Source organism: Micromonospora sp. CCTCC AA 2012012 (assembly GCF_040499845.1).
GTDB classification, from domain to species: domain Bacteria; phylum Actinomycetota; class Actinomycetes; order Mycobacteriales; family Micromonosporaceae; genus Micromonospora; species Micromonospora mangrovi.
Genome location: NZ_CP159342.1, coordinates 4289422 through 4305670, shown reverse-complemented (window position 1 = coordinate 4305670; position 16249 = coordinate 4289422). Strand labels below are relative to the sequence as shown.

Annotated in this window: 15 protein-coding genes; 5 read left to right on the top strand and 10 right to left on the bottom strand. The window is 73.5% G+C overall.

Translation table 11 applies throughout. The features are described from left to right. Positions 1-48: 48 nt before the first annotated feature. Together ABUL08_RS18910 and ABUL08_RS18905 are read right to left on the bottom strand one after the other, a co-directional pair. On the bottom strand, positions 49-846 hold the full coding sequence (locus ABUL08_RS18910; protein WP_350931246.1) for an SGNH/GDSL hydrolase family protein: 798 nt from the start codon (positions 844-846) through the stop codon (positions 49-51). A 106-nt stretch (positions 847-952) separates the two neighbouring features. Next, the gene (locus ABUL08_RS18905) at positions 953-1999 is read right to left on the bottom strand and encodes an SGNH/GDSL hydrolase family protein (protein ID WP_350931244.1); all 1047 of its coding nucleotides are present in this window, start codon (positions 1997-1999) and stop codon (positions 953-955) included. Between the two features lie 162 nt (positions 2000-2161). Here ABUL08_RS18905 and ABUL08_RS18900 point away from each other — a divergent pair, with 162 nt between their 5' ends. Further along, a complete protein-coding gene (locus ABUL08_RS18900) occupies positions 2162-2518 on the top strand; it encodes a YkvA family protein (protein ID WP_350931243.1) in 357 nt (118 codons plus the stop codon). A 76-nt stretch (positions 2519-2594) separates the two neighbouring features. Further along, complete coding sequence (locus ABUL08_RS18895) at positions 2595-3965, top strand: cystathionine beta-synthase (protein WP_350931242.1); 1371 nt, start codon at positions 2595-2597, stop codon at positions 3963-3965. A gap of 70 nt (positions 3966-4035) precedes the next feature. On the opposite strand, the gene ABUL08_RS18890 is transcribed toward ABUL08_RS18895, so the two are convergent. The 5 genes from ABUL08_RS18890 to ABUL08_RS18870 form a co-directional block, all read right to left on the bottom strand. Further along, positions 4036-4545, bottom strand: coding sequence for a GNAT family N-acetyltransferase (locus ABUL08_RS18890; protein ID WP_350931241.1), 510 nt, complete (start codon positions 4543-4545; stop codon positions 4036-4038). Continuing rightward, entirely contained in the window at positions 4542-5471 is a 930-nt protein-coding gene (locus ABUL08_RS18885; RefSeq protein WP_350931240.1) for a ribonuclease Z, read from the bottom strand. Before ABUL08_RS18885 ends, ABUL08_RS18890 begins: the two co-directional genes overlap by 4 nt. Positions 5472-5799: 328 nt before the next feature. Beyond that, the gene (locus tag ABUL08_RS18880) at positions 5800-6975 is read right to left on the bottom strand and encodes an osmoprotectant NAGGN system M42 family peptidase (protein WP_350931239.1); all 1176 of its coding nucleotides are present in this window, start codon (positions 6973-6975) and stop codon (positions 5800-5802) included. Then, positions 6972-8798, bottom strand: a complete 1827-nt coding sequence (gene ngg, locus ABUL08_RS18875; protein ID WP_350931237.1) for an N-acetylglutaminylglutamine synthetase — start codon at positions 8796-8798, stop codon at positions 6972-6974. Before ngg ends, ABUL08_RS18880 begins: the two co-directional genes overlap by 4 nt. A gap of 2 nt (positions 8799-8800) precedes the next feature. Continuing rightward, positions 8801-10585, bottom strand: coding sequence for an N-acetylglutaminylglutamine amidotransferase (locus tag ABUL08_RS18870; protein WP_350931236.1), 1785 nt, complete (start codon positions 10583-10585; stop codon positions 8801-8803). A gap of 345 nt (positions 10586-10930) precedes the next feature. On the opposite strand from ABUL08_RS18870, the gene ABUL08_RS18865 reads away from it, so the two are divergent. Further along, a complete protein-coding gene (locus tag ABUL08_RS18865; protein ID WP_350931235.1) occupies positions 10931-11443 on the top strand; it encodes a hypothetical protein in 513 nt (170 codons plus the stop codon). 108 nt (positions 11444-11551) lie between these two features. Here ABUL08_RS18865 and msrA read toward each other — a convergent pair whose 3' ends face one another. From msrA to ABUL08_RS18850, 3 genes are all read right to left on the bottom strand, one after another. Beyond that, the gene (gene msrA, locus ABUL08_RS18860; protein WP_350931234.1) at positions 11552-12211 is read right to left on the bottom strand and encodes a peptide-methionine (S)-S-oxide reductase MsrA; all 660 of its coding nucleotides are present in this window, start codon (positions 12209-12211) and stop codon (positions 11552-11554) included. Between the two features lie 89 nt (positions 12212-12300). Beyond that, positions 12301-12963: a hypothetical protein gene (locus tag ABUL08_RS18855; protein ID WP_350931233.1), complete on the bottom strand. Its 663-nt coding sequence runs from the start codon at positions 12961-12963 to the stop codon at positions 12301-12303. Between the two features lie 87 nt (positions 12964-13050). Beyond that, positions 13051-13464: an HIT family protein gene (locus ABUL08_RS18850; RefSeq protein ID WP_350931232.1), complete on the bottom strand. Its 414-nt coding sequence runs from the start codon at positions 13462-13464 to the stop codon at positions 13051-13053. 191 nt (positions 13465-13655) lie between these two features. Here ABUL08_RS18850 and ABUL08_RS18845 point away from each other — a divergent pair, with 191 nt between their 5' ends. Both ABUL08_RS18845 and ABUL08_RS18840 read left to right on the top strand, forming a co-directional pair. After that, positions 13656-14798 (top strand): cystathionine gamma-synthase, encoded by a 1143-nt coding sequence (locus ABUL08_RS18845; protein WP_350931231.1) that lies wholly within the window; start codon positions 13656-13658, stop codon positions 14796-14798. Between the two features lie 17 nt (positions 14799-14815). Next, positions 14816-16228, top strand: a complete 1413-nt coding sequence (locus tag ABUL08_RS18840; protein WP_350931230.1) for an amidase — start codon at positions 14816-14818, stop codon at positions 16226-16228. Positions 16229-16249 lie beyond the last annotated feature (21 nt).

Here is a 16249-nt window from a genome sequence, read left to right as displayed (position 1 = left end):
GCGGAAGCTGGTCACCCGGCGGGAAATGTCACGCCCGCCGGGTGCCGGTCAGTGGTGGCGGGAGGCGACCGTCGCCGCCGCCTCGACGGCCGGCAGCAGGGCGTGCGCCCAGACCCGGTAGCCGTCGGCGGAGGGGTGGTAGCCGTCGTGGCAGAGCGTGCCGGCGTCGGCCCGGAACACCGGACCGGTCTCGGCGGCCAGGTCGACCACGCTGCCGCCCGCGTCCAGCACGGCCGCCGTCTGCGCGCGGGCCACCCGTCGCCCGGACCAGCCGAGCACCTGACGCAGCGGGGCGGCCACCGCGCGGACCGCGCCCAGGTCGGGACAGGTGCCGACGACCACCTCGACGTGCGCCTCGCGCAGCCGGCGCACCGCCGAGCCGAGGTAGGCCGCGGCGTCGGCCGGCCGGGCCAGCGCGGTGGCGTCGTTGGCGCCGATCAGCACCAACGCCACGTCGGGCCGCTCGCCGAGCAGCGCCCGGGCCACCTGGGTGGCCAGGTCGGTGGCGCGGGAGCCGGCCACCCCCACGCTGGACAGGTGCACCTGGCGGCCCGTCGGCCCCTCGGCGAGGAGGTGGGCGAGCTGCCCGCCGACCGTCTCGTCGAAGCGTTCGACGCCCACGCCGAGCGCGGAGGAGTCACCGAGCAGCACCAGCCGCAGCGGTGGGGCGCCCGCCCGCCCGACCGTGGCGCGCAGGGCGAGGCTCAGCTCCGGTTGGGCGTACCGGCGGTTGCGGGCGGCGACGGCCTGGCCGGCGAGCACGGCGGCCCCGCCCACCGTGCCGGCGAGCAGGGAGAGCGCCGCGGCCCGCCCGATTCGCGCCACCAGCTCACTGCGTTCGTCCATCACGCCACCTCCCCGTGCCGGCCCTGCGTCCGCGCACGCCGTCCGCCGCCCTGGCGGTCGACGCCGGCACGGGCCCGGACTGCGGGGTGCCCGCCGGTCCGCTCGCTCATGCCAGCTCCTCCAGTGTCGATGGGTCGGCGGCGGAGCCGGACTGCGGCACCGCGCCGACGCCGAAGAAGGCCCGCCGCCGCAGCTGCGCCCAGCGGCCACCGGGCCCCCGGTCCCGGCCCCGGACCTGCACGCCGCTGACCTCGGTGCCGGCGTGCCGGGCCGCCTCGTGGGCCGCCTCCGGCAGCGACCGTACGCCTTCGCCCCGGACCAGCGGCGGGCGGCGGTCGGCTCCGGTGCCGAGCGCCGACAGCACGGTCGGCAGCAGCGCGGCGGCAGCCATCGCGTACCCCTCGGCGGAGGGGTGGAACCGGTCCCAGGCGAACATCCGGGCCGGCTCGGCGGCGAACCGGGGACCCAGCATGTCGCCCAGGGAGACCGTCCAGCCGCCCGCCTCGACCACCGCCACCGTCTGGGCGGCGGCGAGCTGCCGGCTCCAACGCCGGGCCAACCAGCGCAGCGGCGGCTGGATCGGCCGGATCGCGCCCAGGTCGGGACAGGTCCCGACGACCACCTCGCAGCCGGCCGCGCGCAGCGCGCGGACCGCGTCGACCAGATAGCGCACCGCCAGCGCCGGCGGGGTGCGGTTGGTGACGTCGTTGCCGCCGATCAGGATCACCGCGACGTCCGGCTCGCACTCCAGCGCCGACTCGACCTGCGGCTTGAGCCCGGCCGACAGGGAACCGACCACGGCGAACCGGTGCAGCCGGACCGGCCGGTGCAGCCGGCGGGAGAGGCCGGTGGCCAGCAGGGCGCCCGGGGTCTCCCGGCGGCGGTGCACGCCGTAACCGGCGGCGGAGGAGTCGCCGAGAATGACCATGGTGAGCGGCCGACCGGGGAACTTGGGACCGTAGACGCCGTCGCAGCGGGGCGGGGGTGCCTCGGCCATCGGAATGGTGCGCCGGGCCTGGCGGGCCTGCCCGAGCAGCACCCCGCCGGTGGCGACCGTGGCCGCCACGGTGGCGCCCGTGCCGACCGCCGCGATCCGGGCGATCCGCCGGGCGCGCTGCCAACCAGCCGGTGCGACGGAACCAGCGTCCCCCATGAGCCGACAGTATCGCGCCGCCCCGACACCCGCTCTCCCCGTGACGGCCGGAAGGTGGCTGGGAGGTGACCGTTCTGGGTACCACCTGGACGGGGCCGCCGACGGACGGCCCGGCGGGCTTGCGCCCGGGGCGCATGCTGGTCGAGCGGAGAGGGGCGGACGATGGGGAAGACGTTGAAGCGGACGGCGGCGTTCACCGCGCTGGCCCGGGCACTGGCGGCCGGCGCACGGGGCGGACCGTCGCTGGGTGAGCGGCTGCTGGCGCTGCCCCGGATGATGCGGGCCACCGCCCGGGGCGAGTACGACGGCGGCCTGCGGCTGGCCATGATGGCCGCCGCGACGGCGTACGTGGTGTCGCCGATCGACGTGGTGCCGGAGCTCTTCCTGGCCGTCCTCGGCCTGGTCGACGACGCCGTGATGGTCACCTGGCTGGCTGGCAGCGTGCTGTCGGAGACCGAGCGGTTCCTGGAGTGGGAGGCGCGTCGCAGCTCCGTCATCCCCGGACATGTGACGCCCTGACGGCACGTACCCTGGGCGACGAGAAGAACGTCTGCCCGGCCGCCGTCGCCGGCGCCGCAACGAAGGGCACAACGAGGTGCAGTACTACGACAACGTCGTCGACATGATCGGCAACACCCCGCTGGTACGGCTGCGCAACGTCACCGAGGGCATCAGCGCGACCGTCCTGGCGAAGGTGGAGTACCTCAACCCGGGCGGCTCGGTGAAGGACCGGATCGCGCTGCGGATGGTGGAGGACGCCGAGGCGGCGGGGATCCTGCGGCCGGGCGGCACCATCGTCGAGCCGACCAGCGGCAACACCGGCGTCGGGCTGGCCCTGGTGGCCCAGCTCAAGGGCTACAAGTGCGTCTTCGTCTGCCCCGACAAGGTCAGCCAGGACAAGCAGGACGTGCTGCGCGCGTACGGCGCCGAGGTGGTGGTCTGCCCGACCGCCGTCGCGCCGGAGGACCCGCGCTCCTACTACAACGTCTCCGACCGGCTGGCCCGGGAGATCCCCGGCGCCTGGAAGCCCGACCAGTACAGCAACCCGGCCAACCCGCGCTCGCACTACGAGACCACCGGCCCCGAGCTGTGGAAGCAGACCGAGGGCGGGCTGACCCACTTCGTGGCGGGCGTCGGCACCGGCGGCACCATCTCCGGCATCGGCCGCTATCTCAAGGAGGCCTCCGCGGGTCGGGTCAAGGTCATCGGCGCGGACCCGGAGGGCTCGGTCTACTCCGGCGGCACCGGCCGGCCGTACCTGGTCGAGGGCGTCGGTGAGGACTTCTGGCCGGAGACGTACGACCGGAGCGTCGCCGACGAGATCGTGGAGGTCTCCGACAAGGAGTCCTTCGAGATGACCCGGCGGCTGGCCCGCGAGGAGGGGCTGCTGGTCGGCGGCTCCTGCGGGATGGCCGTGGTGGCGGCGCTGGAGGTGGCCCGCAAGGCCGGCCCGGACGACGTGATCGTGGTGCTGCTGCCCGACAGCGGCAAGGGCTACCTCTCGAAGATCTTCAACGACACCTGGATGGCCCGGTACGGCTTCCTCGACAACTCGGGCACCGAGCCGACCGTCGCCGACGCGCTCGCCAGCAAGCCGGGCGGCCTGCCCGAGCTGGTGCACGTGCACCCGACCGAGACGGTCCGCGACGCGATCGACTACATGCGGGAGTACGGCGTCTCCCAGCTCCCCGTGCTGAAGGCCGAGCCGCCCGTGGTGACCGGCGAGGTGGCCGGCTCGATCGCCGAGAAGGACCTGCTCGACGCGCTCTTCACCGGCCAGGCGCACCTGCACGACACCATCGAGCGGCACATGGCCGAGCCGCTGCCGATGATCGGCGGCGGCCAGCCGGTGAGCGAGGCGGTGGGCCTGCTGGAGAAGTCCGACGCGGCCCTCGTCCTGGTCGACGGCAAGCCCAAGGGCGTGCTCACCCGCCAGGACCTGCTCGCCCACCTCGGCGCCCGCTGACCCGACGACGACGCAGGGCCCGCTCCGGGATCGGAGCGGGCCCTGTTCCGTGCGGCAGGGCGGTGGATCCTCACACCGCCCGGGTGTAGCGGAGCTGGGGGACCAGGGCGGTGCCGATGTGCTCGTCGCGGCGCTCGCCGGTGGGCGTCCAGCCGCCGCGCTCGTAGAAGGTGCGGGCGGGGTGGTTGCGCTCCAGCACCCACAGCACCGCCCGGGACCAGCCGCGGGCCCGCATCGCGGCCAGGGCGTCGACCATCAGCGCCCGCCCGGTGCCCCGGCCCCGCTCGGCCGGCTCCAGGTGGATGGCGTTGAGCAGCCCGGTCGCCGGGTCGCCCGCGTCGTCCGGACCCAGATAGCTGAAGCCGACCAGCCGGCCGTTCCGCTCGGCGACCGTCATCCGGTGCTCGTCGCGTTCCCAGGTCCACCGTTCCCGCCAGTACGCCCCCATCGCCTCGGGGCTCGGGTCGGCCAGCGCCTGCGCCGGCAGGAACGACGAGTACGCGGCCACCCGGGACCGCTGGTGCAGGGCACCGACCGGCAGCAGGTCGTCGACGGTGGCGGGACGCAGCGTGACGGTCACCGGGCCGAGGCTACCCGGCGGGGCGGGACGGGCACGGTCGTCAGGTCCTCGGCGATCACCAGCTCGCCGGTGAAGTGTTCGCGGGCCTCGTCGTGGAAGCGGCGGGGGTCGGCGTACCGCTGGGAGAAGTGGGTGAGCAGGAGGGTGCGTACCCCCGACTCGGTCGCCACCCGCGCGGCCTGCGCCGCGGTGAGGTGGCCGACCTCGGCGGCCAGGGCGGCCTCCGAGGAGAGGAACGTCGACTCGATGACCAGCAGGTCGGCGTGCTCGGCGAGGGCGTACACGCCGTCGCAGAGGCCGGTGTCCATCACGAAGGCGAACCGCTGGCCGGGTCGGGTCACGCTCACCTCGTCGCGGGTGACGCGACGCCCGTCGAGGTCGAGGTGGCCGACGCGGAGCAGCTCCCCGACCGCCGGACCGGCGATCCCGTACGCGGCCAGCTTCTCCGGCAGCATCCGGCAGCCGTCCGGCTCGACGAGCCGGTAGCCGTACGTCTCGATCGGGTGCCGCAACCGGCGGGCCTCCAGCGTGCCGACGCCCAGGATGATCCGCTGGCCGTCCGCGTCGATCGGCTCGACGCGCAGCTCGGCGGTCTCGTGGAAGGAACTGGCGTGCCGCAGCCGGGCGAAGTATTCGGCACCACCGGCCGGGAAGTGCACGGCCACCGGGTGCGGCACCCGGTCCAGGGAGAGCCGCTGGATGGTGCCGGGCAGGCCGAGGCAGTGGTCGCCGTGGAAGTGGGTGACGCAGATCCGGGTCAGGTCGGTCGCGGTGACCCCGGTGTGCAGCAGCTGCCGCTGGCTGCCCTCGCCGGGGTCGAAGAGGATGACCTCGTCGTCCCACCGCAGGACGTAACCGTTGTGGTTGCGCACCCGGGTCGGCGTCTGGCTGGCCGTCCCGAGCACCACCAGTTCCCGCATCGACACGCTGGTCCCGTTCGCAGAAAGGGTCGACCCCCGGGGCGCTCCGCGCTGACGCACGGGCCGACTGGACTGGGTCGGCGCCCCGGGGGTCGGGTGGCTGCCTGGTATTCGCCGCACCGCTGCCACACGGTCTCGACGTTTACAGCTGTGCCCGCCTCGCGGCGGACGAGATTTCACTGTCGAGGACAGCGGCTAGCGGACAGCCACCTCACGAGTCCGATTGCTATACAAGTCTGGACCACCTCCCTTCACGTGTACCGCCACGCTATCCACTTCTCCGGGGCGGCGGCAACGGATTTCTGATCACAGACGGGCCGGGAATACCGGCGGGTCAGCCGATGCCGATCGGGCCTTCGCGCGGGCCCTCCTCGGACGCCGGCTGGACGGCCAGCGACGGGAAGTCGGCCAGGTCGCCCTCCGGCTCGGCGTCCCACTCGGGGAAGACCAGGTCGCTCTGGAGATAGAGGCAGAGCAGTTGGGTGAGGTGGCGCAGCCCGTCCAGGTGGGTGCGCTCGTGGCCGTGGGTGGCGTCCACGCCGAAGCCGAGCAGCGCCACCCGGGCGTGCGCGCCCGCCTCGACCGCCGCCGCGACGTCCGAGCGGTAGTACTCGAAGACGTCCCGGACCAGGTCGACGTCGTGCTCCCGGGCGATCGACGCCAGGTTGCGGGTCAGGTGGTAGTCGAACGGGCCGACCCCGTCACCCATCGCGAGGGTGGCCGCATCCTCCCGGGACTGCTGGCCGGGGGCGACCACGGCGGCGTCCACCGAGACGATCTCCGCGACGTCGGGGTCGAGGCCGTGGCTGGCGCCGTGGCCGATCTCCTCGGTGACGGTGACCAGCAGGTGCGCGGTGACCGCCGGGGTGACGCCTGCGTCGACCAGCGCCTTGAACGCGGTGAGCACGGCGGCCACGCCCGCCTTGTCGTCCAGGTGGCGCGACTTCACGAAGCCGCTGGTGGTGACCGTCGGGTTGGGCAGGAACGCCACGAAGTCGCCCGCGTCGACGCCGAGCGCGCGCAGGCCGGCGACGTCCTCGACCGGCTCGTCGACCCGTACCTCGACGTGCTGCCAGCCGACGCCCTGGAGGTCGACGTCGTCGTTGTAGCGGTGCCCGCTGGCCTTGAGCGGCAGCACCTGGCCGGTGATCACCCGGTCCAGGTCGTCGGTGAAGATCCGCACGTGGGCGCCCTCGGCGAAGCGGGCGCTGTGCGTACCGATCGTCTTCAGCTCCAGCCGACCGTTCTCCTTGAGCCGCTTCACCATCCCGCCGATGGTGTCGGTGTGCACCACGATCGCCCGGTCCGCACCGGTCTGTCGGGGGCCGGGCAGGCAGGCGCTCAGCGCGCCGCGCCGGGTCAGCGTGGAGGAGATGCCGAGCGCCGAGAGCCGTTCGCCGACGTACTGCTGGACGTGGTCGGTACGCCCCGACGGGCTGGGGATCTCCAGCAGCTCCACCAGCACCTGACGCAGGTAGTCGAGGTCGAGTTCCAGCGGCCGGGGGCTCACGCGGCACCTGCCGCGCCGGCCGGCGACCAGAGCCGCTGCGGCGCCCGGGTGCCGGGGAAGAGCAGGTCCACGAAGCGCTCGGCGGTGGGCTGCGGCTCGTGGTTGGCGAGCCCGGGCCGCTCGTTCGCCTCGATGAAGACGTGCTCCGGCCGGTCGGCGGCGGGGACCAGCAGGTCCAGCCCGGTGACCGGGACGTCCAGCGCCCGGCTGGCCGCCACGCACGCCTCGGCGATGACCGGGTGCAGCTCGGCGGTCACGTCGTGGATGGTGCCGCCGGTGTGCAGGTTCGCGGTTCGGCGTACGGCCAGCACCTGGCCCTCGGCGAGGATGTCGTGCATCCGGTGCCCGGCCTCCGCGACCACCTCGCGGGTCATGTCGTCGATCGGGATGCGCGACTCCCCGCCGGTGGCGGCGGCCCGGCGCCGGCTCTGCCGTTCGATCAGCTCGGTGATGTCGTGCACCCCGTCCCCGGTGATCTGCGCGGGGCGGCGGACGGCGGCGGCGACCACCTCGTGGTCGATGACGACCACCCGGAGGTCCTCCCCGGCGCGCAGCTCCTCGATCAGCACGTCCGGGCAGAACCGGCGGGCCAGCTCCACGGCGGCGGTCAGCGCCTCGGCGGTGCGGACGCCGACGGTGATGCCGTTGCCCTGCTCGCCCCGGGCCGGCTTGACCACCACCGGGCCGACGTCCTCGAGGAAGGCGAGGTCGTCCGGCTCGCCGGTCGCGGTCCGGCCGCGCGGCACCGAGAGGCCGGCCTCGGTGAGGATCCGGCGGGTGACCCGCTTGTCGTCGCAGCGGCTCATCGCCACCGCCGAGGTCAGCTCCGACAGCGACTCGCGGGTGTGCACCGTCCGGCCGCCGTTGGTCAGCCGCAGCTCACCCCAGCGCGGGTCGGTGACCTCCACCCGGATGCCACGCCGCATCGCCTCGTCCGCGATGATCTTCGCGTACGGGTTCAGCTCGTCGTATCCCTCGGGGGTGGCCGGCAGGAAGAGCCGTTCGTTGATCGGGTTCTTCCGCTTCACGCAGAGCGTGCCGGTGCGGTGGAAGCCGAGCCGCTCGTAGAGGCGGATCGCGCCGGAGTTCTCGGCCAGCACGGAGAGGTCCACGAACGCGCGGCCCCGCTCGTCGAGCCGGTCCGCCAGCTCCGACAGCAGCGCCTGCCCGGTGCCGGGCGGGGCGGTGTTGAAGTCGACGGTCAGGCACCAGAGGCTCGCCCCGTTCTCCGGGTCGGCGAAGACCGCCACGTGGTCGACGCCGGTGATGGTGCCGACGATCTCGCCGGTGGTGGCCTCGGCGACCAGGTGCAGGAAGCGGTCGGTGCCGGCGTTGTCGACCAGCACCTCCACCGGGGCGGTGACCATGCCGTTGCGGGCGTAGATCCGGTTCACCGCGTCGGCGTCCTCGGCGTCCCGCAGCGGGCGGACGGTCAGCCCGGGGACCTCGGCGCTCTCGGTGGCGGGCGGTCGCTGCCCGCCCAGCGGCAGCCGGTAGGTCAGCGACGGGTCGATGAACAGCTCGTCGGGCAGCCGGGAGACCAGCACGTGCGGGTCGCGCAGATAGATGCAGATGTCCCGGGCGCCGGCCGCCTCGGAGCGCAGCACGTGCGCGACCGCCACCTGCTCGGTGAAGGTCTGCCCGAAGACCAGGCGGCCCCAGCCGCAGTCCAGCACCACGCCGCCGTCGTCGGCGGGACGGGTGCTGGGCTCGGGGGTGCCCGGGGCGACCGGGTCACCGCCCGGGCCGACCCGTTCCCGGCGCCGGCCGAGCACCCGTTCCCGGTCCGTACGGGCCGCGCCGGTGGCGAGGGTGTCCGTCACGGTCAGGCGATTCCGTGGCTCTGGAGCCACATTTCCAGGAGTCCCAGTTGCCACAGCTTGTTTCCGTTCAACGGGGTGAGTTCGGCGTTCGGGTCGGCGAGCAGCGCGTCGACGTAGTCGGCGCGGAACAGGCCGCGCCGGCGCGCCTCGGGCGCGGTGAGCGCGTCCTGCACCCGGTCGAGGAGCTTGCCCTCCAGGTGGGTGAGGCCGGGCACCGGGAAGTAGCCCTTCGGCCGGTCGATGACCTCGTGCGGGAGGACCCGACGGCCGATCTCCTTGAGCACGCCCTTGCCGCCCTGGGCCAGCTTCAGCTCCGGCGGGCAGCTCGCCGCCAGCTCCACGAACTCGTGGTCGAGGAACGGCACCCGGGCCTCCAGCCCGTGCGCCATGGTCATGTTGTCGACCCGCTTCACCGGGTCGTCGGTCAGCATGACCTGGGTGTCGATCCGCAGGCCGGCGTCGACCGCGGTCTGCGCGCCCGGCCGGGCGAGGTGGGTGGCGACGAACTCCCGGGCCGGGTCGCCGTCGGCCAGCCACGCCGGGTCGAGCACCCGGGCCAGGCCGGCCGCGTCCCGGTCGAAGAAGGCCTTCGCGTACGTCTGGAGCGCCTGCTCCCGATCCACCCCGGCGAGCGGGGGGTACCAGTGGTAGCCGCCCAGGATCTCGTCCGCGCCCTGGCCGGACTGGACCACCTTGACGTGCCGGGCGACCTCCTGGCTCAGCAGCCAGAAGGCGACGCAGTCGTGGCTGACCATCGGCTCGCTCATGGCCGCCACGGCGGCCTCCAGCGGCGGCAGCAGGTCGCCGGTGGGCACCTTGATCTGGTGGTGGTCGGTGCCGAAGGTCTTCGCGACCAGGTCGGAGTAGACGAACTCGTCGCCCTCCCGGCCGCCGACCGCGTCGAAGCCGATGGAGAAGGTGGCGAGTCCCGCCTGCCCCTCCCCGGCGAGCAGCGCGACCACCAGGCTGGAGTCGAGGCCGCCGGAGAGCAGCACGCCGACCGGCACGTCGGCGACCATCCGGCGGCGTACCGCCGTGGTCAGCGACTCCAGCAGGGCGTCCTGCCAGTCGCGCTCGGACCAGCCGGCCCGCTCGGCGGAGCGGGTGAAGGCGGGATCCCAGTAGACCCGCTCGCGGGTGGAGCCGTCGGCCTCGTAGACCCGGACGGTGGCCGGGGGAAGCTTGGCGACGCCGCGCAGGATGGTCCGCGGCGGCGGCACGATGCTGTGGAAGCTGAGGTAGTGGGCGAGCGCCACCGGGTCGATGCTCGTGTCGATCCCGCCGCCGGCCAGCAGCGCCGGCAGGGTGGAGGCGAAGCGCACCACGCCGGGGGTCTCGGCGACGTAGAGCGGCTTGATGCCGAGCCGGTCCCGGGCCAGCACCAGGCGGCCGGTGTCCCGCTCGCTGATCGCCACGGCGAACATCCCGATCAGGTGGTCGACGAAGTCGAGCCCCCACTCGGAGTACGCCTTCACGACGACCTCGCTGTCGCCGGAGGAGAAGAAGCGGTGCCCCTTGGCCTGCAACTCGGCGCGCAGCTCGCGGTAGTTGTAGATGCAGCCGTTGAAGACCCCGGTCAGCCCCGCCGCGGCGTCGACCAGTGGTTGCCCGCTCGCCGCCGACAGGTCGATGATCTTCAGCCGACGGTGCCCGAGGGCCGTCGGCCCCTGGGACCAGACCCCACTGTCGTCGGGCCCCCGGTCACTCATCGTGGCCGCCATCCGCTCCACCGCCGACACGTCGGCGCGTGAGCCGTCCCGACGGAACTCTCCCGCAAGTCCGCACATGCGAGGCAATGCTGCCAGAGCTTGTTGCTGTTCGCCCGTTGAGATGATGTCGCGGGCAGGGTGTGATTGCTAAGATGCGCGCCGTCATTTCCGGGACGGACGATCGGGTCGGCCGGGGACAGTTTCCGGCAACGCTCCGTCGCCGGTTTCGGCCGCCTCCGTGCCGGTGCCCGAAAAGGCCCGGGCCCGCGGTGTGACAAACACCGCAGGCCCGGAAACGGACGTCAGGTCGATCATCCGGCGGTACGCGCCATGCCGACCGGTCAGCTCAGCACCTCGGGGTCGTGGTTGCGGCACACCGGGACGGGGTCGTCGGACGCCGGCCGCCGTGCCACACTGCTCGCCATGCTGAGCTGGCTGAACACCCGGTGGGGAACTCTCACCTACCTCGTCGGCCTGGTGATCTGCGCCGGACTCGGCGGTCTCCTGTTCGGGTTCGACCACGGAATTCTGCTCGGAGCCGCAGCCCTCAACCTGGCGCTGGGCGTGGTCGCGGCGATCGGCCTGGTCAGGACCATCCGGAAGGGCCCGGCCGCGAACGAGGGTGGCGACCCGGAACCCGCGCCCGACTGGCTCTCCATGGGCGAGATCGAGGTACGCGTCCCCGGGAGGCGCCAACGCTATCTCGCCCGATTCGCGGCCGGTGCGCCGGCCGTCGACGGAATGAGTCGTGAGGAGCGGCGGATCGCGGCGACGCTGAGGTTTCTCGGCATGCCCGAGGCGACGGTCGTGAAGCTCGACAGGGGAGCCGACGGCACCGGCGAGGTGCCTGGCCGTCAGATCGTCGAGATCCCGGCACTGGCGATCCGGGACGCGGCCAGGTTCCCCGGCCGTGGCCGCAGTCCGTGGGGCCGGTAGCGAACGGATTGCGGCCAGCGCCGCAGCGGGTTGAACAGCGGCAAGGCCACCGGTCAGAAGCCGGTGGCCTTGCCGTCAGCAGTGTCGAGCGGCTCGGCCGCCGACGGGTCAGGCCGTCCTGGCCACGCCCACCGGGCAGCTCAGCCCGTTGGGGCCGTGGTTGCAGTAGCCGTTCGGGTTCTTCGTCGGCGCCAGGTACTGCTGGTGGTAGTCCTCGGCGAAGTAGTAGTCGCCGAGCGGGGCGATCTCCGTGGTGATCTCACCCTTGCCGGCCTGCGCCACGATCGGCGCGAACGCGTCCCGGGACGCCTGCGCCGTGGCGCGCTGCTCCTCGGTGGTGGTGTAGATCGCCGACCGGTACTGGGTGCCCACGTCGTTGCCCTGGCGCATGCCCTGGGTCGGGTCGTGGTTCTCCCAGAAGACCTTCAGCAGGTCCTCGTAGCTGATCTTCGCGGGGTCGTAGACCACCTGGACGACCTCGGCGTGCCCGGTCATCCCCGAGCAGACCTCCTCGTACGTCGGGTTCGGGGTGCTGCCACCCGCGTAACCCGCCGACGTGGTGAGCACGCCCGGGAGGGTCCAGAACAGCCGCTCGGCGCCCCAGAAACAGCCCATCCCGAAGACCGCGACCTGCGCGCCCTCGGGGAAGGGGCCCTTCAGCGAGGACGGCAGCACCTCGTGCCGGTCGCTGACCGGCATCGGCAGCGGCCGGCCCGGCAGGGCCTGGTCGGGGGTGGGCAGCTCGGCCTTCATACGGCGAAGGAACACGGTGGGACTCCTCTCGTACCTCTCCCCGCGTGCAACGCCGCCGGGCCCCACTTCCTTACCCGCTCCGTCGCCGATCACCGGTGGGCGGGTCAGGACCCGGCCACGATGATGATGACGAGCAGGATGAACAACGCGAGCGGGATGGCCAGCCCGATGATGGTCATCGGTCGCATGAGCAGCCCCGGCCCCGGATCCATCGGGCGCTGCTGGCGGGTCGGCGTCGGCGGTGCCAGGTTGCGCACCTTGCGGCTGACGATCAGGTTCCAGAGCACCGTGAACGGCGTGACCACGAACGAGATGTAGCCCCACCAGCCCTGCACCAGGGTCTTGGCGGTCATCTCCCGGAACGTCGCCAGCCCGCAGTCCCGGCAGTACGGGCCCGGCATGCTCAGGAACCGCATGATCACCAGCATCCCCTGGTGACCCCGGAAGGTGGTCTGGACGGCAGGAACGCTGCCGCAGAACCGGCACTGGAGCTGCGGCCCGAAGGCCGCCTGCGTCCCGGGCTGCCCGGCGGGATACGCCTGGCCCGGATACACCTGCTGCCCCGGATACGTCTGCTGGGCCGGATAGCCCTGCTGGGTCGGGTATGCCTGCTGGGTCGGCTGGCCGGCATGTCCGGGCTGGCCGGCGTACGCGCCGGGGGGTGGCGGTCCCGGCTGCGGCGAGGGGTGGCCCGGGGAGTAGCTCGGCGGCTGCTGGCCGGGCGGCGGGGGATAGGCGGGGGCTGCCGGGTACTGCGGGTAGGACATGACTCACCTGGGGGTTCGGTCCGAACAGGGCGGGTCATGCTACTGCGGGGTGATTCCGCCCCGCTGTCCCTTCTCCCGCGCCCGCCCTCAGATCAGGGCGGCGGCGATCCGGTCGGCGTACGCCTGCGCCTCGGCGTCGTCGTCGTAGCGGTGGCGGGGCCAGAAGAAGCCGCGCAGGCCGTCGCCCTTGGTCCGCGGCACCACGTGGGTGTGCAGGTGCGGGACGGACTGCGACACCTTGTTGTTCATCGCCACGAACGTCCCACCGGCCCCCAGGGCGCTCTCCACCGCCACCGCGAGCCGCTGGACCAGGGCGAAGTAGCCGGGCAGCGCGTCGGCCGGCAGGTCGGTCAGGGCGATCAGGTGGGTGCGGGGCACGACCAGCACGTGCCCCTTGAACACCGGCCGGGTGTCCAGGAACGCCACCCCGTTCGGCTCGTCGACGACGGTGAAGGCCGGCACCTCGCCCGCCACGATCCCGCAGAACACGCACCCGCTCATCGATGCAGGCTAGCCGCCGTGCGGTGCGCCCGCCGGGCAGCGATCCGGTCGGCCGCCCCGGCCAGGCGGGACGGCAGGGGTGCGGGCGAGGTCACCGGACCAGTATGGCCCGCCACCCCGACAGGGCGGCCGGTGTGACCCGCGCCCGGGTTCCGGTCAGGGCCGGACCGGGGCGGACTAACGTCTCGGGAATGAGTCACGGCTTCGAGACGCTCGCGATCCACGCCGGCCAGGACCCTGAGAGCCGCACCGGCGCGGTGATCCCACCGATCTACCAGACCAGCACCTACGCCCAGGACGCCGTCGGCGCGCCCCGGCAGGGCTACGAGTACAGCCGTTCCGGCAACCCCACCCGGGACGCGCTCCAGGAGTGCCTGGCCGCGCTGGAGGGCGGACTGGTCGGGCTCGCCTTCGCCAGCGGCCTGGCCGCCGAGGACACCCTGCTGCGTACCGTCTGCAAGCCGGGTGACCACGTGGTGATCCCGGACGACGCGTACGGCGGCACGTACCGGCTCTTCGCGAAGGTCGCCGAGCGGTGGGGGCTGGCGTACACGCCGGCCAAGGTCTCCGACCCGGACGCCGTACGGGCCGCGATCCGTCCCGGCAGCACGAAGATCGTCTGGGTGGAGACGCCGACCAACCCGCTGCTCGGCATCGCCGACATCGCCGCCCTGGCCGGTGTCGCGCACGACGCCGGCGCCCTGCTCGTGGTCGACAACACCTTCGCCTCGCCCTACCTCCAGCAGCCGATCGCGCACGGCGCCGACGTGGTGGTCCACTCCACCACCAAGTACGTCGGCGGGCACTCCGACGTGGTCGGTGGCGCGCTGATCGCCGCGAACACCGGGCTCGGTGACGAACTGCGCTACCACCAGAACGCGATGGGCGCCGTCAACGGACCCTTCGACGCCTGGCTCACCCTGCGCGGCATCAAGACCCTCGGCGTACGGATGGACCGGCACTGCGACAACGCCGAGCGGATCGCCGCCTATCTGGACGGGCACGCCAAGGTCGCCCAGGTCATCTACCCGGGTCTGCCGTCGCACCCGGGGCACGAGGTGGCCGCCAAGCAGATGCGGCGCTTCGGCGGCATGATCTCGTTCCGCGCCGCCGGCGGTGAGGAGCACGCGGTCGAGATCTGCAACCGGGCCCGGCTCTTCGTGCTCGCCGAGTCGCTGGGCGGGGTGGAGTCGCTGATCGAGCACCCGGGCCGGATGACACACGCAAGTGCTGCCGGCTCGCCGCTTGAAGTTCCCGGCGATCTCGTGCGACTGTCTGTCGGCATCGAGACGGTCGACGACCTGCTCGCCGATCTGGAGCAGGCGCTGGGCTGACCGCACGCTGGGGGAGGATGGCCGTGCAGGACATCATGCCGACCTGGGTGGGGGCGACTGCGAAGCAGATCGCCCGGGGCGTACGCCGGGGCGACGTCTCCGCCACCCAGGTCGTGGCCGACCACCTGGAGCACATCGCCCGGGTCGACGCCGGCCTCGCCGCGTTCCGCGCGGTCCGTGGCGGTGAGGCGATCACCGAGGCGGAGAAGGTCGACGAGCAGGAGGACCTGGCCAACCTTCCCCTGGCCGGCGTGCCGATCGCGGTCAAGGAGAACACCGCCGTCGCCGGGCTGCCCACCTGGAACGGCTCCGCCGCCGTGCGTACGCCGGTGGCGGAGGCCGACCACGAGGTGGTCCGGCGGCTGCGCGGCGCGGGCGCGGTGATCCTCGGGGTGACCCGGATGCCGGAACTCGGCCTCTGGGCGCTCACCGATGACGAGACCGGCGTGACCCGCAACCCGTGGGACTCCCGGCGTACCCCCGGAGGCTCCTCCGGCGGCGCGGCCGCCGCGGTGGCCGCCGGCCTGGTGCCGATGGCCCACGGCAACGACGGACTCGGCTCCATCCGCATCCCGGCCGCCTGTTGCGGCCTGGTCGGGCTCAAGCCGGGCCGGGGCGTGGTCCCCTGCCAGCTCGGCGCGGAGGACTGGTTCGGCCTCACCGAGCACGGCGTGCTGACCGGCACCGTCGCGGACGCGGTGGTCGGCTTCTCGGTGCTCGCCGGCCGCCGTCCGGACCGGTTGGCGCCGCCGCCGCGACTGCGGGTCGGTGTCTCGCTGCGGTCGCCGGTGCGCGGCGTCTCGCCGGACGCGCCGAACCGGGACGCGGTCGCCGCGGCCGGGCGGCTGCTCGCCGCCGCCGGGCACGACACCGTCCCGGCCGACCCGGTCTATCCGACCCGGCTGGGGCTCCAGGGCATCGCCACCTGGTTCGCCGCGGCCGCCGCCGACGTGCAGGCCGCCGGGCTGGCCCGGCGCGACCTCCAGCGGCGCAGCCGCCGGCACGTCGCGCTGGGCGAGTGGGCGCAGCGCCGGGGGTACGTCCGCGAGGCCGACCGGGCCGCCTGGCGCGAGCGGTCGGTGAACTTCTTCGCCGACCACTCGGTCGACCTGCTGCTCACCCCGGCACTCGCCGGGCCGCCGCCGGAGGCCGCCGGTTGGTCCGGCCGGTCCTGGGCGGCGAACATGGCGGCCAACATCCGGTACGCCCCGTACGCCGCGCCGTGGAACATCGCCGGGCTGCCCGCGATCGTGGTGCCGGTCGGCCGGCGCCCGGACGGGCTGCCCGTCGCCGTGCAGTTGGTCGGCCCGCCCGGGTCCGAGCTGCTGCTGCTCGGCGTCGCCGGTCAGTTCGAGATGCAGGCCCCCTGGCAGCGGCACGCCCCCGGTTACCCCCGGGTCGTCGGAACGGGGTCACCGGCCACCGCATGATCGTCCAGCGTGTGCGCACCT